The sequence below is a fragment of the Pseudonocardia sp. P-1 genome (assembly GCF_058111925.1).
In genome coordinates this window covers 2,862,738-2,879,765 of sequence record NZ_CM176614.1, presented here as the reverse complement: position 1 = coordinate 2,879,765, position 17,028 = coordinate 2,862,738, and the positions used below count along the sequence as shown (strand labels likewise).

Genomic DNA, 17,028 nt, shown 5'->3' with positions numbered 1-17,028 from the left:
ACCTGTGAGACACAACGTATCCGCATCTGCGGATACGTTCTCGCCGATCGTCGGCGGTATGCGGATCTCAGCGGGTTCCGTGCGTCACAGCGCCGAGCGCATCACGACCACTGACCTCTCGTTCCGCTCTCCAACGGACTCCGCCGGCCGCTCCCCCCGGGCCACGGAGCGAAGGAGAGGACAACGATGTCTGCCCCGACACGTGCACGCACCGAACGCCGCGATGTCAGCCGTCGCCGATTCCTCGGCTACCTGGTCGCCGCCCCCACCCTCGTCGTCGCGGCGGAGGTCGGCCGCCAGCACCTGTTCGCCCCGCCGGGGGCCTCGGCCGCCGCGATCCCGTCGCCGCCCCAGGTGGCCGACGCCTACGACCTGCTCGACGCCGTCCGCGACTCCTCCCGGCCGACCTCGGCCCTGATCCGGGTGGAGGTGAACCGGGACGGCACGGTGTCGTTCCAGCTCCCGCGGTCGGACAACGGGCAGGGGATCATCACCTCGACCGCGATGATCATCGCCGAGGAGATGGACCTCGACCCGGACCAGGTGACGGTCACCCTGGCCGACTCGCGCCCGGAGCTGGTCTTCAACCAGCTCACCGGCGGCTCCAGCACGACGTTCTCGACCTACACCCCGATCCGGGTCGCCGCGGCGATCGCGAAGGGCCGGCTGCTCGACGCGGCCGCCGCCCTCCTCCAGCAGGACGTGGGCACCCTCACCAGCCGCGCCGGGCTCATCACCGGCGCCGGGGGCAGCGCGATCCCGTTCGGGGAGCTCACCGAGGCCGCGGCCGTCGACGCCACCCGCTCGGTGGAGGTGGTGCTCAAGCCGCGCGAGGAGTTCACGGTCATCGGGACCGACCGGCGCAACGCGCAGGCCCGCGACATCGTCACCGGCCGCAAGCAGTTCATCGCCGACATGAAGATCCCCGACGCGCTGCCGACGGTGATCTGCCGCGGCCCGAACCTGAACTGCGCCCCGGTCTCGGTCGCCAACGCCGACGAGGTGCGCTCCATGCCGGGCGTCACCGACGTCGTCGAGTGCGCCACCGGCGTCGCCGTGCGGGCACACACCTACGGCCAGGCCGTCGACGGTGCGAACGCGCTGCGCGTGCGCTGGGACGCGGGCACCGTCGAGGGCGAGAACGACGAGTCCGTGCTGCAGAAGGTACGGGCGGCCGAGCTGCCGCTGGCGGTCCCGTCGGTGCCGGGGGAGACCGTCGAGGGCGACTTCACCTTCTACTTCCGCAGCAGCTCGGCCCTGGAGACCAACACCGCGATCGCCGACGTCCGGGACGGCCGGTGCGAGATCTGGACCTCGCTGAAGATCCCGATCACCGTGCAGCACGACATCGCCGAGCAGCTCGGGCTGCCGGTCAACGCGGTCACCATCCACATCGTCCCGGGCGGCGGCTCGTTCGGCCGTCGCCTCTTCGGCGACGCGGCCAAGGAGGCCGCCGAGATCTCCCAGAAGCTCGGCAAGCCGGTCAAGCTGATCTGGTCGCGCGCCGACGACTCCCGCCAGGGCCGGGTGCACCCGATGGCGACCTCCCGGATCCGGGCGGTCGTCGCCGGCGAGTCCGTCGTCAGCTTCGAGCAGCGGCACACCGGTGTCAGCTGCGACTTCGGGCACGGCTTCGGTGACGCCGTCACCGCGGCCGCCGCGAAGGCGCCGCTGGGCCAGGTCTCGGTCGCGGAGGCGATCTGGGAGCTGACCCAGGCCACGCCCTACGACTTCGGCGCCCAGACCCGGGTGCTCAACGAGGTCGACATGCGGTTCAACACCGGCTCGATGCGCAACGTGTACTCGCCCGACGTCTGCACCGCGCGCGACCTGATCGTCGACCGCATCGCGGAGAAGATGGGCAAGGACTCCTACGAGTTCCGCCGCGAGTTCCTCCGCAACGACGCGATGCGCGCCGTGCTCGACAAGGTCGCCGAGGAGGGCGACTGGGGCCGGTCGATGCCCGACGGCACGGCGCAGGGGATCGGGTTCCACGTCGAGTACAAGGGCTTCGCCGCCTGCCTGGTCGAGATCGACTGCCGCCCGCAGACCGTGGACCGTGAGGTCCGCCAGGCGCGGACCGGCCCGCGGGTGACCAAGGCGGTCTTCGCCGTCGACGGCGGTCTGGTCATCAACCCGCTCGGCTTCAAGGCCCAGATCATGGGCGGGATCAACGACGCGATCGCGATGACGCTGACCTCAAGCCTGCACCTGGTCGACGGTCACTTCCTCGAGGCGAGCTGGGACAACTACTTCTACACCCGGCAGTGGAACACCCCGCTCGACCTGCAGGTCCACCTGGTCGACAACGGCCGGCCGGAGCCCGGTGGGGCCGGCGAGTTCGGCGTCGCCCCGACCTGCGGGGCGATCGCGAACGCCTACGCGCGCGCCACCGGCCGGGTGCCGGACCACTTCCCGATCCTGCACAACGAGCCGCTGCCGTTCGAGCCGTATCCGACCGTCCCGCCGATCCCGCCGTCGCCGACCAACGGCCTCGACTTCGTCCGCTGAGGAGACTGACATGCCTTCCCACACCTTCACGGTCAACGGCGAGAAGGTCACCGTCGACGTCGAGGACGACGTCCGCGTGCTCTGGGTCCTGCGGGATCTGCTGGGCGTGACCGGTCCGAAGTACGGCTGCGGGATCAACGTCTGCAAGGCCTGCACCAGTCACATCAACGGCAAGGCGTTCAACCCCTGCTCGGTGCCGGTCGGCGCCATCTCCGAGTCCGACGAGATCACCACCATCGAGGGGATCGCGAAGGGTGAGGAGCTGCATCCGATGCAGCAGGCCTGGATCGACAACGACGTCGCCCAGTGCGGCTACTGCCAGCCCGGTCAGATCATGGCCGCTATCGACCTGGTCAAGCGGTGTGCGGCCGAGGGCCGTTCGATCGACGACGACGCCCTGGACGAGATCCGCAACATCTGCCGGTGTGGCACCTACAACCGCATCCGCGAGGCGATCAAGGCCGGCGCCGACAACATGTGACGACCATGCGCCCGCCGCACCGGGGACCCGGGCGGCGGGCGCAGCCCCTTCGGTCGACACCCGGGTCCCGGTTCGGGTGCTCTCCACCGGATCACCCGTACGAGTGGTCTACTCGGCGGTAGAGCAACCCCATCCTGCGGAACTTGTGGCGGCAAGTCATCCGCATCTGCGGGTAAGGGGACCCTGAACGCCAGGTCGTTGACCTGCGAATCATTGGATCTCGGACAGTCCGACCAGCGGATTTCCCTCTACGTGTGCCGCGCGTACCGACGCGTATCCGTCGAATCAGGCACGTCGTTGATCGTCCGAAAGCCCCGCAGTCGTCCCCCGCTCCCCGCACCGGACGTCGCATCGGGCGCGCACCGCAGCACATTCCGAGAGGACAACGATGCCCGCTCACAGCGCCACCGCCCCCGAGCGTCCGGCGTCCGGAGACGACCGCAAGAACGTCAGCCGCCGGCGGTTCCTCGGCTACCTGGTCGCCGCCCCGACGCTGGTCGTCGCGGCCGAGATCGGGCGCCAGACCTACTTCCCGGGCGTCCCGCAGGCCAACGCGGCCGCGATCCCGTCGCCGCCCCTGCCCGCCGAGCTCTACGACCTGCTCGACGTCATCCGCGACTCCGCGCGCCCGACCGCCAACCTCATCCGCATCGAGGTCAACCGCGACGGCACCGTCTCGTTCGCGCTGCCGCGCTCGGACAACGGCCAGGGCATCATCACCTCGACGCAGATGATCATCGCGGAGGAGATGAACCTCGACCCCGACCAGGTGATCGTCACCCTGGCCGACGCCCGCCCGGAACTGGTGTTCAACCAGCTCACCGGCGGCTCGACGACCACGTTCTCCACCTACACCCCGATCCGGGTCGCGGCGGCGCTCGCGCAGAAGCGGCTGCTCGACGCGGCCGCGAACGAGCTGCGCCAGGACGTGAACGTGCTGCGCAGCCGTCAGGGGCTCATCACCGGCAACAACGGCGAGCAGCTGCCCTTCGGGGAGCTCACCGAGCTGGCGTCCAGCTCGGTGAACGAGGCCGTCGACGTCGTCCTGAAGGACCGCGAGGAGTTCACCGTCATCGGGAAGCCGCGGACCAAGTCCGACGCGCGCGCCATGGTGACCGGGAAGAAGAAGTTCCTCGCCGACCTGCAGATCCCGGACGCGCTGCCGACCGTCATCTGCCGCGGTCCGAACATCAACTCGGCCCCGCAGGGTGTGCGCAACATCGACGAGGTCCGGAACATGCCCGGCGTCACCGACGTCGAGCAGGTCCCGACCGGCGTGGCGGTCCGCGCGAAGACGTTCGGGCAGGCCGTCGACGCGGTCAACGCGCTGCGTGTCGACTGGGACGGCGGCACGGTCGAGGGCGAGAACGACGAGTCCGTGCTGGCGGCCCTGCGCCGTGGCGAGCTGCCGCTGGCCGTGCCCCAGGTGCCGGGTGAGACCGTCGAGGGCGACTTCACGTTCTACTTCCGCAGCAACTCCGCGCTGGAGACCAACTGCGCCATCGCCGACGTCCGCGACGGCTCGGCTGAGATCTGGGGACCGTCCAAGTCGCCGATCGCCGCGCAGGCCGAGATCGCCAAGAAGCTCGGGATCGCGCAGAACGCGGTCACCGTGCACGTCACCGAGGGCGGCGGCTCGTTCGGCCGCCGGTTGTTCTTCGACGGTCTCGAGGAGGCCGCCGAGTGCTCGCAGGCGTTCGGCAAGCCGGTCAAGCTCATGTGGACCCGCGCCGACGACTCCCGCCAGGGGCGCACGCACCCGATGGCGACCACCCGGGTCCGGGCGCAGGTCTCCGGCGACGCGGTGTCCAGCTTCGAGATCCGCCACACCAGCGTCGCCTCCGAGATCAACCCCGGCCTGTCCGAGGCGATCACCGCCGCGGCGAACAAGGCTCCGGGCGGCAACTACACGATCTCGCAGAGCATCTACCTGACGACGCAGACCAACCCGTACAACGTCGGCGCTGCCACCTCGCTGCTCAACGAGGTCGACATGCGCTTCAACACCTGCTCGATGCGCAACATCTACTCGCCCGACACGGCCACGGCGCGCGAGCTGATGATCGACCAGGTCGCGGCGAAGATGGGCAAGGACCCGTACGAGTTCCGTTCGGAGTTCACCAAGCTGACCCGCTGGAAGAACGTCGTCGACCGGGCCGCGCAGGAGGCGGACTGGGGCAAGTCGATGCCGGAGGGCACCGCCCAGGGCATCGCGATGCACGTCGAGTACAAGGGCGTGGCCTGCGCCGTCGTCGAGCTGGACTGCCGCCCCGAGACGGTGAACCGGAAGATCCGTTCCGCTCGCACCGGCCCGCGCGTCACCAAGGTCACCTACGTCGTCGACGTCGGCCTGATCATCAACCCACGCGGTCTCGAGGCCCAGATGATGGGCGGGATCAACGACGGCATCGCGATGACGTTGACCTCAGGCCTGCACCTGGTCGACGGTCACTTCGTCGAGGCCAGCTGGGACAACTACTTCTACACCCGGCAGTGGAACACCCCGCCGGAGATGAACATCGTGCTCATCGAGGACTCCGAGGCCCCGGAGCCCGGCGGCGCCGGCGAGTTCGGCGTGGCGGCCACCTGCGGCGCGATCGCGAACGCCTACGCCCGCGCGACCGGGAAGGTCCCGACCGAGTTCCCGATCCTGCACAACGAGCCGCTGCCGTTCGAGCCGTATCCGACTGTCCCGCCCGTCCCGCCGTCGCCGACCAACGGCCTCGACTTCGTCCGCTGAGGAGACTGACATGCCTTCCCACACCTTCACGGTCAACGGCGAGAAGGTCACCGTCGACGTCGAGGACGACGTCCGCGTGCTCTGGGTCCTGCGGGATCTGCTGGGCGTGACCGGTCCGAAGTACGGCTGCGGGATCAACGTCTGCAAGGCCTGCACCAGTCACATCAACGGCAAGGCGTTCAACCCCTGCTCGGTGCCGGTCGGCGCCATCTCCGAGTCCGACGAGATCACCACCATCGAGGGGATCGCGAAGGGTGAGGAGCTGCATCCGATGCAGCAGGCCTGGATCGACAACGACGTCGCCCAGTGCGGCTACTGCCAGCCCGGTCAGATCATGGCCGCTATCGACCTGGTCAAGCGGTGTGCGGCCGAGGGCCGTTCGATCGACGACGACGCCCTGGACGAGATCCGCAACATCTGCCGGTGTGGCACCTACAACCGCATCCGCGAGGCGATCAAGGCCGGCGCCGACAACATGTGACGACCGTGCGGCGTGCTCCGTACGCCGTACCGCGCTGGGCCGTTAGTGTGAACGGCCTGCTCCCCAACCGAAGGACGGATTCGATGAAGAACCGGATGCGCCGCTCACTGATCGCCGTCGGCGCCCTCGGCGCCGTGGCGTTCCCGCTGGCCGGCATCGCCGCGGCCGACGAGGACCGCGACCACGGCTACCCGAGCACCCAGAGCCCGACGCAGGGCCTCGACGCCGTGCTCGAGACCTCCGACACGTTCGGCTACAGCTTCCTCGACGCCGCGGACACCTTCTCGCCGAACAACCGGCCGGACGGAGTCAACGGCACCGACACCGAGATCCCGCAGGCCGACCCCCGCTTCGTCGAGGGTCCCGTCGGTGGGCTGCTGAAGGACGGACCCTTCGAGTAAGGGGCTCCCAGGCGGCGGGGCCGGCACCTCTCACGAGGTCCGGCCCCGCCGTCGTCTCCAGCCTCAGTGCAGGACCTTCAGCCCCACCACACCGGCGACGATCGCCAGCAGACACAACAGCCGCGCCGTCGTCGCCGGCTCCCCGAGGGCGGCCATGCCGTAGAGCGCGGTGCCGACCGCGCCGATGCCCACCCACACGGCGTACGCGGTGCCGACCGGCAGGTCGCGCAACGCCAGGGCCAGCCCGCCCATGCTCAGGGCCAGCGCGCCCGCGAACAGCAGCGACGGGCCGAGCCTGCTGAACCCGCGGCTCTGCGACAGCGCCGCGGCCCACACCGTCTCCAGCACACCGGAGACCACGAGGTAGATCCATGCCATGACGAGCTCCTCCCGGAAGGATGCGTCGTCTTGGCGTTCCGGGTACGGCGCGTCTCGTCCGGGGAGCCGCCGGGTGGGCGGTCCGATACCAGGATGGCGGACCGCCGGGCCCGGGTCGAGTGATGGTGACCGGTCGGACCGCCCCCTACCCTTCTCGGGTGCGCCTGCTCGCCGTCGTCGCGGGGTTGTGTCTGGTGACCGGTGGGATCGTGCTGCTGCCGTCCTGGCTGGAGCGGGTGCTGCCCGATCAGGGCGACCAGCCGCACGTGTACCACCTTCCGCCCGGGGCCCCCGAGCCACCTGGTCCGGACCTGACCTGGCCGATCCTGGGAGTCGTGCTGGTCGGCATCGGCCTGGTCTGCGGGGGAGCGGCGCTGCTGTGGCTGGTGTTCCGGCTGATCGCCCGGCTGCGCTGAGACCTGAACCGCATCGATCCCGCTACCGTCGTCGCATGCTGGTCGTCGGCTCGGTCGTCCTGCGCGTCACCGACCTCGCACGACAGGTCCGGTTCTGGACCGAGGCGCTCGGCTACGAGGTGCGCACCCCCGCGGACGACGACTTCGTGCTCCTCCGCCCGGGCGACGGCCGCCCCGGCCCGAACGTCTCGCTCGACGTCGCCCCGTCCGAGCGGGTCCTGCCGCCGCGTATCCACCTGGACCTCTACGCCGACGACCAACAGGCCGAGGTCCGGCGCCTGGTCGCCCTCGGCGCGCAGGAGGTCCCGTGGACCAACCGGCCGGACGACGCCGACTACGTGATCATGCAGGACCCCGAGGGCAACCGGTTCTGCGTCGTCGACGGTGGGGACCGGCCGGCGCCGCCCCGACGCTGATCGGGAACGGGCTCGACACCGGAGGCCGGCCGGCGGACGCTTCCGCCGTGGACCATCGACTCCTCGCGTTCGCCGCCGCCGCGGCGGTCGTCATCGTCGTCCCCGGACCCAGCGTCGTGTTCACCGTCGGCCGCGCGCTCGCGGCCGGCCGGTCCGCCGCGCTGGCGACGGTCGTCGGCAACGCCGTCGGCGTCTTCCTGCAGGTGGTCGCGGTGGCGGTGGGCCTCGGACACCTCGTCGCACAGTCCGCCGCGGCGTTCACCGTCCTGAAGCTGGTGGGTGCCGCCTACCTGGTGCACCTGGGGATCACGGCGTTCCGGCACCGGCACGACGTCGTCCGCGCGATGCAGCGCTCGGCCGGTGACGCCCGGCAGGTGGGTCCGGCCCGCAGCGTCGTCGACGGTCTGGTGGTCGGCCTGCTGAACCCCAAGTCCGTCGTCTTCTTCGTCGCGTTCCTGCCCCAGTTCGTCGACGCCCGCGGGCCGGTCGCCACGCAGATCCTGCTGCTGGGGGCGTTCTTCGTCGCCATCGGTCTGGTGCTCGACAGCGTGTGGGCCCTCGCCGCCGGATCGGCCCGGGCCTGGTTCGCGTCGTCGCCGAGGCGGATCGCGGCCGTCGGCGGTGCCGGTGGGCTCGCGATGATCGGGCTCGGCGTCGGGGTGGCGGCGACGGGGTCGTCGCAGTAGCCGGGACCATGACCACAGGGCGAGGTGGACCGGCGTCCGGCCGGTGGATCGCACCGCTCGGGTGACCCGGGACGGGCTAGACCATCCGTGCGGGTGACCACCAGGAGATGCTGCGCCACAACCACTCCGCGGGCCCGTACCGGAAGCGCCGCAGCCACCGGCGGCTCGCGACGATCTGGACCACCAGGATCCCGGCGGCGAGCGGGAGCAGGGCGCGGTACCCGCCCGGGCCGGAGAACGCCGGGGCCGTGGTCAGCAGCACGACCAGCAGCGTCGCCGTGAGGTAGTTCGTCAGCGCGAGTCGGCCGAGCGGGGCGAGCACGGACGACACCCACGGCCCGACCCGGGACGCCGTCAGCAGCACCAGTGCGCTCGCGTACCCGACGGCCATGACGAGCCCGGCGGTCGAGGACACCCGGTCGAATCCGCTGTGCTCGATCGTGTCGACCTGGATGCTCAGCAGCGGCACCGCGACGACGACGGCCCCGACCAGCACGGCCGTCCACACGGCCCGGTTCGGCGCCGCCATCCGGTGGTGCAGGCCGTAGCGGGCGGCGGCGAGACCGAGCAGGAACAGCCCGGGCACGAGGAGGAGCCCGCCGCTGGTGAACGCGAGCGCCACGCCCGTCGCGACCGCGCCGCCGAGTGCGATCACCGGCCGCGGCAGCCAGGAGGCCGGCAGGAGGACGACGACGCCGACGATCGCGTACGGGAGCAGCGCCTCACCGGGCTGCAGGAGATGGTGCGCGGCGCCGAGCACGCCGAGCACGAGCAGCCGGCGGAGCAGCACGAGCCGTGGCCGGGTGGTCCGCCGGGCGGCCCCGTCCAGGAACAGGGCGGTGCCGAGCCCGAACAGGAACGAGAACAGCGGGAAGAAGCGCTGGTGCGCGGTGAGCTCCAGCCACTGCGGCAGGGTGCCGCTCCAGGACCCCGTGGCGGGCGGCAGCCCGGCGATCGCGGGCATGTTGACGAGCAGGATCCCGCACAGGGCCAGCCCGCGGAGGGCGTCGAGGGCGTCGACCCGGCCGGGCGCGGTGGTCGTCGGATCCGGGGGAACGCTCACGTCTGTTCGCTGCACCGGTTCAGCGTGGCGGCCGTGCAGAGCTCGCGGATCGGCCCGGAGGCCGGTTCCGCCTGCGGGGCGTCGTACTTTCGGCCGGGACCGTGGAATGCCAGGCTCGGGCGATGTCCGCATCCCGTGTCGCGCTCCTGCGGTGGCAGTTCGACCTGACGTGGGCCCTGTTCGAGTACCACCTCGACCGGCTCGACGACCACGAGACCCTGTGGCGGCCGGCGCGCGTCTGCTGGACGGTGCACCCGTCCGGCGACGGGACGTGGCGGCCCGACTGGGCGGACTCCGAACCCGACCCGGTCCCCGTCCCGACGATCGCGTGGGTCACCTGGCACATCGACTGGTGGTGGTCGGTGACGCTGGATCACCTCCGCGGCCGGACCCCGCGGGACCGCACCGACGTGGTGTGGCCGGGCGACGCCGCATCGACCGTCGCCCGGATGCGCGCGCTGCGTGACGAGTGGGCGGACGTCCTGGACGGGCTGTCCGACGACGACCTCGCCGCGGAGGCCCCGTTCCCGTGGCAGGGGGATCCGGAGATGACGGTCGGCCACACCCTGGCCTGGGTGAACACCGAGCTGGCGAAGAACGTCGCGGAGGTCGGGCAGCTGCGGCTGGTACGCGCGGCCGGTCGCTGAGCGGACCCGGGAACGACGAACGCCGGGCCACCCGCGAGGGTGTGCCCGGCGTTCCGCCTTCCTGCTGGCGGAGGATACGGGATTTGAACCCGTGAGGGATTGCTCCCAACACGCTTTCCAAGTCTGGGGAGCGGGGTCCGGCCACGGTTGGCTCGTCCCGTACCTGCGTCCGGGCTCCCCGTCCGGCCACCCCGGACCTCGATGAACGAGGGCGAATGAGACTGCGACTGAGACTGGACATCGGCTGCTGTTCGCGACGCACCCGAAGTTCGGCACGTATTCGGCGTGGGCGCTGCTTTGGGATCGACAGTGGGCAGCGTCCGTGTTGATGTGGACCCCGTTGTTCGGCGACAGTGACGGAGGCTTCCGTGTCCACTACAGCTCTGGCGACCTGGACAGTCGTCGCGCTCCTCGGCGTCATGACCCCCGGCATCGACACCATGCTCGTCCTCCGACACACCATCCTCGGCGGCGGACGTAGCGGGCTTGCCGTCGTTTGCGGGATCGCACTCGGCTGTGTGGCCTGGGCCGGTGCCAGCCTCGCCGGACTGACCGCGCTCCTGGCCGCATCCACGCTCGCTTACGACATCGTCCGGATCGCCGGGGCGGTCTATCTAGTCTGGCTAGGCTTGTCGGGCCTCTGGAAGACGCTGCCCCGCAACAGGGCCGAGGCTGCTAGTGGCCTTGACGCCCTCAAAACGCTGGAGGTGTCGACTCGTACCGGACTCCGGGTGGGGTTCTTCACCAACCTGCTGAACCCCAAGGTTGGGGTCTTCTACATCAGTCTTCTGCCGCAGTTCCTGCCAGTGGGGCCGAGCGCAACAACATGGGGAATCGCACTGGTCGCGATCCACCTAGCCGTGACTTTCCTCTGGTATCCGGCCCTCATCATGATCGCGGCTCGAGCTCGAGGTGTGCTGCTTCGCGACCGCGTCCGAGCGTGGATGGAGCGGGTGGCAGCCGTCGTGCTGATCGGTGTTGGGGTTCGACTCGCTACTGAATCGCGATAAAGCGACGGATTTACAGAGAGCTGCCATACCGGTCCTGAACTGCGGCTTAAGTGCGGACCACCCGCCCGCGTCCGCGTATCGTCCGTGAGCGGCACCGACGGGGCTTCTCCCCCACATGCCCGGCCTGCTGGTGATCTCCTCGCGGCGCGGGTTCACCCCTGCCAGGCCGGGGAGTGGGGTGCAGGGCACGGGGTCCCGCCTTGCGCCCCGCTCCCCGGCCTGGTTGCCGTCTCGGCGCGCCGTGAGGAGATCACCGGCCCCTGCCGCACTTCCCTGATCTCCGAGCGGTGTCGGGTCCGGGCGGAGCCCGGGACATCTCTGTCCCTGTCCGGCCATCAGAGGATGGGAGCACTGTGGATTCTTGCCTGGCGGCACCACTACAGCGATGAGTCATTCCAGTTCACGGAGTCGACCGAGCATGGAGACTCTGCTGCAGGTGGGAGATGTCGAGCTGTGTGTCAGCACCATCGGCTCCCCGACGGACCCAGCTGTCCTGCTGATCGGCACAACCGTTGCGAGCTGGGACGACGAGTTCGTAGGTCGGCTCTGTGACCGGTTCGTCGTCCGCTACGACCTCCGGGACGCCGGCCGATCGACCGTGAGCGACCCGGATTCGCCGAGCTACACGCTCCACGATCTGGCCACCGATGCCGTCGGGGTACTCGACGGGCTGGGGATCGCCCGCGCTCACGTCGTCGGCATGGCGACCGGTGGCTTCATTGCACAGCGCATCGCGTTGGATCACCCGACACGGGTCGACTCGCTCGTGCTCATCGGCACTCGTCCGGTCGCGCCGGGTCCTGTCGACCGCGATCTACCGGACCATTCGCCTGCGATCATGGCGCACTTCAGTAGTGCGGCACCGGTCGACTGGACGGACCGGTCATCGGTCCTGAGTGCGGCGGTGGAGATGGCCCGAGTGCTCTCCGGCTCGCCGCGGTTCGACGTCGACGAAGCAGTCGCCCGTACGAGCAGGATCCTGGACCGCTCCGGCGGGCATCCGGGGTCGGTACAGAACGGGTTGTTCAGCACCGTGTTCTCCAAGCTGGACTGTGCGCCGCGCTGGCGCGAACGACTCTCGGAGATCACGACACCGACGCTGGTGGTGCACGGTGCCTTGGACCCGTTCTTCCCCGTGGGCAACGCGGACGCGCTAGCGGAGGAGATCCCCGGCGCCTCCCTGGCAGTGCTCGATGATGTTGGCGCAGAGCTTCCACGTCGCGCGTACGCCGAGATAGCAAGGTTGGTGCTCGATCACACATCGACATGACCCGACGCTTAGTCCGGCTGGCGACATGCCGAGGCCGCCCGTGCGCGCCGTACTGACCCGAGCACCGGTTCCCCAGCGGCCCGTCTCCGTGGTCGCCGCCCGGCGATCTTCTCAGTGGTCAACGACGCCTCGACGGCTGGGCCGGGTAGACGGTCACGGCGCCGCGAACGGGCCGGAGGTGTAGTGAGCGAGCGACGGGGCCGGCGTGGCCGGCCCCGCGCCGCCGGAGGCGGCGCCTTGATCCTCAAGAGCCGGATTCGGCAGCACGCGCAGATGTCGGTGACTCGGTCTGCTCGCGGATCCACGCGAGGTAGGTCGGACTGCCGTCGTGAATCGGCCGGGCGCTGATGCTCGGGACGTCGTAGGGATGCGCGGCCGCTGCTCGCTCGACGATGGTCGGGATGAGGCTGCGGCGGGTGTGGAGCGCTGCGCGTCCTTCGATTCGGTCGTGGACTTGGCCGTCCCACCGGTAGGTGGACTGGACGGGCGCGAAATTGTGGACGTTGGAGGCCAGGCGCTCGACGACCAGGTCACGGGTGAACTCGCGCAGCCATTCGGGGTCGGGTGCGGTGATGACGACTTCGCAGAGCTCGACCTCGTCTGGCGATTTCACGGCGTGCTGCGGCGGGTGGCGATGAGGTCGGTCATGGTCTGCTCGGAGTCCTCGCGGGTGCGGCCCATCGTGGCCCAGCCGGTCATGACCTGGTCGTCGTAGCCGAGACCGACCCACCGGCCGGTGAACTCGATCCCGTGCGGGTGCATGGCTAGGAACATCGTTCCCTTGGACCGCACGGCGCCGTCGGCTGCGGCGTACCAGCCGGTGAGGATCTGGTTGTCCCACAGGCGCAGCTCGCCCGACCAGAGGTAGCCGCCCTCGGCCTGGCTGAGTCCGCGTTGGGTGGCAGCGATGTGGACGAGGTCGCCCTCCTGGCGCATGTGCACCGGCTGGGTGGCGATCTTCTCGACGCCGTCACGGGTGGTCTGCCAGGACGCCCACCAATCACCGGTCAAGCTCACCCGGCCCGGCGTGCGACCGGCCAGCTCGCTGACCGAGATGCCGAGAGCGTCGGCGATGGTCAGCGCGACCGACAGCAGCGGTTGCTGCTCGCCCGCCTCGTAGCGGCGGATCTGGCGGGTGTCGACACCGGCCACGCGCGCCAGATCGGCCTGTGACATGCCGAGATCGGCCCGGCGTCGCCGGATCACTTCGCCCATTTCCACGCACCCCATCGTCGTAGGACTTCCTAGTCCTTGACAACCGGACTAGTTCGCCTCATCGTAGGACTAGTTAGTCCGCGATGAGGTCGGGAACGTCCGCCCCACCGGTCTGACCTCGGCAGACATGACCGTCTCGCCGAGCAACCCGAGGAGGCGCCAGATGGCGATCACCAACAAGTTCCCGGTCGCGATGGGCGACGTGTTCCCGCACGGCGCGTTCGTCGTCTCGGAGGTCGAGCCGGTGCGTGACTTCGACAAGTCCGCCCCGGGGCGACCGGTGCAGCAGCTCGACAAGGAGTCCGGTCTGCCGGTGTGGTCGGTGTCGGTCCTTGACGCGGACCCGGCCGCGCGGCGTACGGACAAGACGGTGACGGTGAAGATCTCCGCGCCGCATCAGCCGGTCCCGCCGGAGGCGGCCGCGGGGCTGCCGTTCCGCCCGGTCGAGTTCGACGGCCTGACCGTGACCCCGTACGTGCAGGAGTCCGGTGGCCGGCCGCGGGTGGCCTACAGCTTCCGGGCCGTCGGGATGCGCGCTCCCGGTCACCAGCGCCCGACGCCCGGCAAGAACCAGGACGCCGCCTGACCTGCGGTCTTGTAGGTGGAGGGGGGCCCGCTGCAACGGGCTCCCCCTCCGGATCTCCCTCACCCACGCCCTAGCCAGGCATCTGAGTTCGGAAGGACACCGACCCTAGATGAGCACTTATCCTGCACTTGCCCCTACCGCCGCCACTGGTTCGACGGTGGTGCCGGTGGCCCGGCTCGTGGAGGCCGGCCTTCGTCGGGTCGCCGCCGCGATCCGCGACACCGCCCCGCCCCCGCCCGGTGACCCGCTCGCGCACGCCGCTCGGGCCCGGCGCTTGGCCGAGCTGCACTCCCGTCGGGCCCGCTGGTGGGCGGTGTTGGAGCGCGGCATCGTCGGTGACCACGACATGCCGATGGTCCACGCCCAGGCCGCCTACGCCGCCGTGACGGTCGCCGAGCGGGAGGCCCGGTTCTGGTCCGACACCGCCGCCGACTGGACCGCCCGCGCCGAGCAGCGCCCGACCTCCGACGTGGCCGGGGCCATGTCGAACTGGGCCGACCTCGGTCTCACCACCGCGCCCGCCACGGGTCTGCCCGGCACCGGGACCGAGGTCGTCCGATGACCGGGCTGTCCGGGCGGCCGGTGCTGCGCCTGGTCGCGCTCGCCGACCCCGACGCCCCGGACCCGTCCACCGGCTGGCGTGACGAGGCCGCGTGCGCCGGGCTGGACACCGAGCTGTTCTTCCCCGTCGACGACCGCGCCCCCTCCGTCGAGCCGCCCCGTCGGGTGTGCCGAGCCTGCCCCGTGCGGGCCGCCTGCCTGGCCGACGCGCTGTCCACGGAGGACCCGGCCCGCCGGTTCGGGATCGTCGGCGGCACAACGCCCGCAGAGCGCCGGTCCCTGCACCGGGCCGGGCTCACGATCACCACCCGCCCGGCCGCCGGGGGTGACGTCGCATGACCACCACGATGAAGCCGCCGCGCCCGCCCCGGTGCGAGGTGTGCCGGACCCCGCTGCACGAGCGTCCCGACCCGCGTCGCCGTCGGTGCGCCGATCACCTCGACCAGCTCGCCCTGGTCCCGCTCACCACCGTCCGCACCACCCGCCGGAAGGGAGACCGTCGATGATCACCGCCGTTGTCCCGCCCGGCGCCGAAACGCCGCCGCTGTCGTGGGAGCAGATCACCATGGTCGGCGGCGCCGTGCTCGCCGTCGTCCTCTACGTGCTGTACCGGATCGGGCACTACCTCGCCCGGGTCCTCGAAGCCCTCGCCACCGCCGCCGTCGTGTTCGTCGCCATCTACCTCGCCGCCAAGGGGATCGTGCTCGCGCTGGTGTGGGCGGTCCGGCACTGGCGCACCACCACGACCGTCACGGTGGTGTCGGCGTGGTGCTGGTGGTGGGGCTGGCTCTCGCTGCTGCTCGTCGCGCTCACCGTCGCGGCCGTGCTGGGGCTGTGGCGGGTCGCTGCGCCGTTGCCGTTCGACCGATGGGCCGGGCGCCGGATCCGGTCCTGGTGGCAACGCTGGGCCGTCTACGCCCCGCGGATGCCGCGCTGGCTGCGCTCCTGCAACCTGACCGTCCCGGACCAGGCCGGGGCGACCGTGGTACAGGTCAACCCGCTGCGCCGCACCGCCACCGCACCCCGGTCCCGTCCGCGCCGCGACCAGCTCCCGCGCATCCTCGGCGTCCGCTCCGGCCCGTCCTGGGATGAGGTGTGGGTGCGGTTGGTGCCGGGGCAGACCCCGGAGGACTTCGATACCGCCGCACGCGCTCTCGCCGTCGCCCGCGGGGTGAACCGCTGCCAGGTCCGGGAGCTGGCACCGAACGTGGTGTCGATCGACTATCAGCGCCGCAACCTGCTCGACCACGTCGTCGACGCACCCGTCCTGGACGCGATGGTCGGCCTCACCGGCGACGCGATCGACCTGGACCGGGTGCTATCCGGGGCGACCGAGTACGGCACCGAGTGGCGGCAGTCGATCCGCGGCAGCCACACCCTCGTCGGCGGCGCCACCGGCGCGGGCAAGGGCTCCCTGATGTGGGCACCGCTGCTGTCGATCGCCCCGGCCATCCGGGACGGCCTGGTCCGGGTCAACGGGATCGACCCCAAGGGCATGGAACTGGCCTACGGCCGCGACTTGTTCCACCGCTACGCCGTCACCTCCAAGGACGCCCTCGCCATGCTCGACGACCTGGTCGAGCAGATGGAGACCCGCAAGCGCGAGCACGCCGGAACCACCCGGCTCGTCCCGATCACCCGGGACACCCCGTTGGAGATCGTGGAGTTCGACGAGATCGGCGCCCTGCTGCGCTACGTCGGAGACCGCAAGACCCGCGAGGCCATCACCGAACGGATCGCGCTGCTGACCACCCAGGGCCGCGCGCTGGGCTACACCGTGCGCGGCTACGTGCAGGAGCCGACCAAGGACACCGTCCCGGTCCGGGAGCTGTTCCCGCGCCGCATCTGCCTGCGCGTGGCCTCCAAGTCCCACGTCGGGATGGTGCTCGGGGACCAGGCGTATGACCGGGGTGCGTGGGCGAACCGCATCGGGGAGTCCGAACCCGGCGTCGGGTACCTGTTCGGTGAGGGTGTCCGCGAGCCCCTGCGGGTCCGGGCAGCGTGGGTGTCGGACGAGGCGATCAAGGAGTTGGAGCGGTTCGTGACCAACCCGGCCCCGGACCCGGCCCGTCGGCCCGCGCCGGTGCTGCCGTTCCGCCCCGGGACGCCCGTGCTGCCCGCTGGAGGTGCTGCGTGAGCGCCCCCGAGACGGCCCCGGCGCCAGTC

Annotated in this window: 20 protein-coding genes and 1 riboswitch; of the genes, 16 read left to right on the top strand and 4 right to left on the bottom strand. The window is 70.8% G+C overall.

Going from position 1 to position 17,028, the window contains the following annotated elements; genetic code table 11:
- The first annotated feature begins 186 nt into the window (after nt 1-186).
- From AC0GKK_RS14040 to AC0GKK_RS14020, 5 genes are all read left to right on the top strand, one after another.
- Nucleotides 187-2,511 carry a molybdopterin cofactor-binding domain-containing protein gene (locus AC0GKK_RS14040; protein ID WP_253068985.1) on the top strand — a complete coding sequence of 775 codons (2,325 nt, stop codon included), beginning with the start codon at nt 187-189 and terminating at the stop codon, nt 2,509-2,511.
- A 10-nt stretch (nt 2,512-2,521) separates the two neighbouring features.
- Nucleotides 2,522-2,992 carry a (2Fe-2S)-binding protein gene (locus AC0GKK_RS14035; RefSeq protein WP_073575739.1) on the top strand — a complete coding sequence of 157 codons (471 nt, stop codon included), beginning with the start codon at nt 2,522-2,524 and terminating at the stop codon, nt 2,990-2,992.
- A gap of 388 nt (nt 2,993-3,380) precedes the next feature.
- Complete coding sequence (locus tag AC0GKK_RS14030; RefSeq protein ID WP_253069551.1) at nt 3,381-5,732, top strand: xanthine dehydrogenase family protein molybdopterin-binding subunit; 2,352 nt, start codon at nt 3,381-3,383, stop codon at nt 5,730-5,732.
- Between the two features lie 10 nt (nt 5,733-5,742).
- The gene (locus AC0GKK_RS14025; RefSeq protein WP_073575739.1) at nt 5,743-6,213 is read left to right on the top strand and encodes a (2Fe-2S)-binding protein; all 471 of its coding nucleotides are present in this window, start codon (nt 5,743-5,745) and stop codon (nt 6,211-6,213) included.
- Between the two features lie 83 nt (nt 6,214-6,296).
- Nucleotides 6,297-6,614 carry a hypothetical protein gene (locus AC0GKK_RS14020; protein WP_073575740.1) on the top strand — a complete coding sequence of 106 codons (318 nt, stop codon included), beginning with the start codon at nt 6,297-6,299 and terminating at the stop codon, nt 6,612-6,614.
- Between the two features lie 63 nt (nt 6,615-6,677).
- On the opposite strand, the gene AC0GKK_RS14015 is transcribed toward AC0GKK_RS14020, so the two are convergent.
- A complete protein-coding gene (locus AC0GKK_RS14015) occupies nt 6,678-6,992 on the bottom strand; it encodes a DMT family transporter (RefSeq protein ID WP_060713653.1) in 315 nt (104 codons plus the stop codon).
- A 19-nt stretch (nt 6,993-7,011) separates the two neighbouring features.
- A riboswitch (guanidine-III (ykkC-III) riboswitch) is annotated at nt 7,012-7,078 on the bottom strand.
- Between the two features lie 72 nt (nt 7,079-7,150).
- On the opposite strand from AC0GKK_RS14015, the gene AC0GKK_RS14010 reads away from it, so the two are divergent.
- The 3 genes from AC0GKK_RS14010 to AC0GKK_RS14000 are packed head-to-tail and all read left to right on the top strand — an operon-like array spanning nt 7,151 to nt 8,510.
- A complete protein-coding gene (locus AC0GKK_RS14010) occupies nt 7,151-7,408 on the top strand; it encodes a hypothetical protein (RefSeq protein WP_253069283.1) in 258 nt (85 codons plus the stop codon).
- A gap of 35 nt (nt 7,409-7,443) precedes the next feature.
- On the top strand, nt 7,444-7,824 hold the full coding sequence (locus AC0GKK_RS14005) for a VOC family protein (RefSeq protein WP_489881801.1): 381 nt from the start codon (nt 7,444-7,446) through the stop codon (nt 7,822-7,824).
- 47 nt (nt 7,825-7,871) lie between these two features.
- The gene (locus AC0GKK_RS14000) at nt 7,872-8,510 is read left to right on the top strand and encodes a LysE family translocator (RefSeq protein WP_253069281.1); all 639 of its coding nucleotides are present in this window, start codon (nt 7,872-7,874) and stop codon (nt 8,508-8,510) included.
- 76 nt (nt 8,511-8,586) lie between these two features.
- Here the strand turns inward: AC0GKK_RS14000 and AC0GKK_RS13995 are convergent, their stop codons facing one another.
- Nucleotides 8,587-9,573: a DUF418 domain-containing protein gene (locus AC0GKK_RS13995; protein WP_253069280.1), complete on the bottom strand. Its 987-nt coding sequence runs from the start codon at nt 9,571-9,573 to the stop codon at nt 8,587-8,589.
- Between the two features lie 122 nt (nt 9,574-9,695).
- Between AC0GKK_RS13995 and AC0GKK_RS13990 the strand changes: the two genes are divergently transcribed.
- From AC0GKK_RS13990 to AC0GKK_RS13980, 3 genes are all read left to right on the top strand, one after another.
- Nucleotides 9,696-10,220, top strand: a complete 525-nt coding sequence (locus AC0GKK_RS13990) for a DinB family protein (RefSeq protein WP_253069279.1) — start codon at nt 9,696-9,698, stop codon at nt 10,218-10,220.
- A 368-nt stretch (nt 10,221-10,588) separates the two neighbouring features.
- Nucleotides 10,589-11,230 (top strand): LysE family translocator, encoded by a 642-nt coding sequence (locus AC0GKK_RS13985; RefSeq protein WP_489881800.1) that lies wholly within the window; start codon nt 10,589-10,591, stop codon nt 11,228-11,230.
- A gap of 418 nt (nt 11,231-11,648) precedes the next feature.
- Complete coding sequence (locus AC0GKK_RS13980; protein ID WP_489881799.1) at nt 11,649-12,500, top strand: alpha/beta fold hydrolase; 852 nt, start codon at nt 11,649-11,651, stop codon at nt 12,498-12,500.
- Between the two features lie 244 nt (nt 12,501-12,744).
- On the opposite strand, the gene cutA is transcribed toward AC0GKK_RS13980, so the two are convergent.
- Together cutA and AC0GKK_RS13970 are read right to left on the bottom strand one after the other, a co-directional pair.
- On the bottom strand, nt 12,745-13,113 hold the full coding sequence (gene cutA, locus AC0GKK_RS13975) for a divalent-cation tolerance protein CutA (protein ID WP_489881798.1): 369 nt from the start codon (nt 13,111-13,113) through the stop codon (nt 12,745-12,747).
- Entirely contained in the window at nt 13,110-13,676 is a 567-nt protein-coding gene (locus tag AC0GKK_RS13970; protein ID WP_489881797.1) for a helix-turn-helix transcriptional regulator, read from the bottom strand. The genes cutA and AC0GKK_RS13970 overlap by 4 nt, the downstream gene beginning before the upstream one ends.
- A gap of 202 nt (nt 13,677-13,878) precedes the next feature.
- Here AC0GKK_RS13970 and AC0GKK_RS13965 point away from each other — a divergent pair, with 202 nt between their 5' ends.
- The 5 genes from AC0GKK_RS13965 (at nt 13,879) to AC0GKK_RS13945 (ending at nt 16,999) form a co-directional block, all read left to right on the top strand.
- Complete coding sequence (locus AC0GKK_RS13965; RefSeq protein WP_489881796.1) at nt 13,879-14,301, top strand: plasmid replication, integration and excision activator; 423 nt, start codon at nt 13,879-13,881, stop codon at nt 14,299-14,301.
- A gap of 166 nt (nt 14,302-14,467) precedes the next feature.
- Nucleotides 14,468-14,863, top strand: coding sequence for a hypothetical protein (locus AC0GKK_RS13960; protein WP_489881795.1), 396 nt, complete (start codon nt 14,468-14,470; stop codon nt 14,861-14,863).
- Entirely contained in the window at nt 14,860-15,201 is a 342-nt protein-coding gene (locus tag AC0GKK_RS13955; protein ID WP_489881794.1) for a WhiB family transcriptional regulator, read from the top strand. The genes AC0GKK_RS13960 and AC0GKK_RS13955 overlap by 4 nt, the downstream gene beginning before the upstream one ends.
- A complete protein-coding gene (locus tag AC0GKK_RS13950; protein ID WP_489881793.1) occupies nt 15,198-15,368 on the top strand; it encodes a hypothetical protein in 171 nt (56 codons plus the stop codon). The genes AC0GKK_RS13955 and AC0GKK_RS13950 overlap by 4 nt, the downstream gene beginning before the upstream one ends.
- A complete protein-coding gene (locus tag AC0GKK_RS13945; RefSeq protein WP_489881792.1) occupies nt 15,365-16,999 on the top strand; it encodes an FtsK/SpoIIIE domain-containing protein in 1,635 nt (544 codons plus the stop codon). Before AC0GKK_RS13950 ends, AC0GKK_RS13945 begins: the two co-directional genes overlap by 4 nt.
- Nucleotides 17,000-17,028 lie beyond the last annotated feature (29 nt).

Excerpts from the sequence above, each read along its gene's own strand:
- AC0GKK_RS14015 (WP_060713653.1), bottom strand. The coding sequence starts at position 6,992 with ATGGCATGGATCTACCTCGTGGTCTCCGGTGTGCTGGAGACGGTGTGG.
- AC0GKK_RS13990 (WP_253069279.1), top strand. The coding sequence starts at position 9,696 with ATGTCCGCATCCCGTGTCGCGCTCCTGCGGTGGCAGTTCGACCTGACG.
- AC0GKK_RS14030 (WP_253069551.1), top strand. The coding sequence starts at position 3,381 with ATGCCCGCTCACAGCGCCACCGCCCCCGAGCGTCCGGCGTCCGGAGAC.
- AC0GKK_RS13980 (WP_489881799.1), top strand. The coding sequence starts at position 11,649 with ATGGAGACTCTGCTGCAGGTGGGAGATGTCGAGCTGTGTGTCAGCACC.
- AC0GKK_RS13965 (WP_489881796.1), top strand. The coding sequence starts at position 13,879 with ATGGCGATCACCAACAAGTTCCCGGTCGCGATGGGCGACGTGTTCCCG.
- AC0GKK_RS14020 (WP_073575740.1), top strand. The coding sequence starts at position 6,297 with ATGAAGAACCGGATGCGCCGCTCACTGATCGCCGTCGGCGCCCTCGGC.
- AC0GKK_RS13970 (WP_489881797.1), bottom strand. The coding sequence starts at position 13,676 with ATGTCACAGGCCGATCTGGCGCGCGTGGCCGGTGTCGACACCCGCCAG.
- AC0GKK_RS14040 (WP_253068985.1), top strand. The coding sequence starts at position 187 with ATGTCTGCCCCGACACGTGCACGCACCGAACGCCGCGATGTCAGCCGT.
- AC0GKK_RS14025 (WP_073575739.1), top strand. The coding sequence starts at position 5,743 with ATGCCTTCCCACACCTTCACGGTCAACGGCGAGAAGGTCACCGTCGAC.
- AC0GKK_RS13950 (WP_489881793.1), top strand. The coding sequence starts at position 15,198 with ATGACCACCACGATGAAGCCGCCGCGCCCGCCCCGGTGCGAGGTGTGC.
- AC0GKK_RS13955 (WP_489881794.1), top strand. The coding sequence starts at position 14,860 with ATGACCGGGCTGTCCGGGCGGCCGGTGCTGCGCCTGGTCGCGCTCGCC.
- AC0GKK_RS13945 (WP_489881792.1), top strand. The coding sequence starts at position 15,365 with ATGATCACCGCCGTTGTCCCGCCCGGCGCCGAAACGCCGCCGCTGTCG.
- AC0GKK_RS14035 (WP_073575739.1), top strand. The coding sequence starts at position 2,522 with ATGCCTTCCCACACCTTCACGGTCAACGGCGAGAAGGTCACCGTCGAC.
- AC0GKK_RS14005 (WP_489881801.1), top strand. The coding sequence starts at position 7,444 with ATGCTGGTCGTCGGCTCGGTCGTCCTGCGCGTCACCGACCTCGCACGA.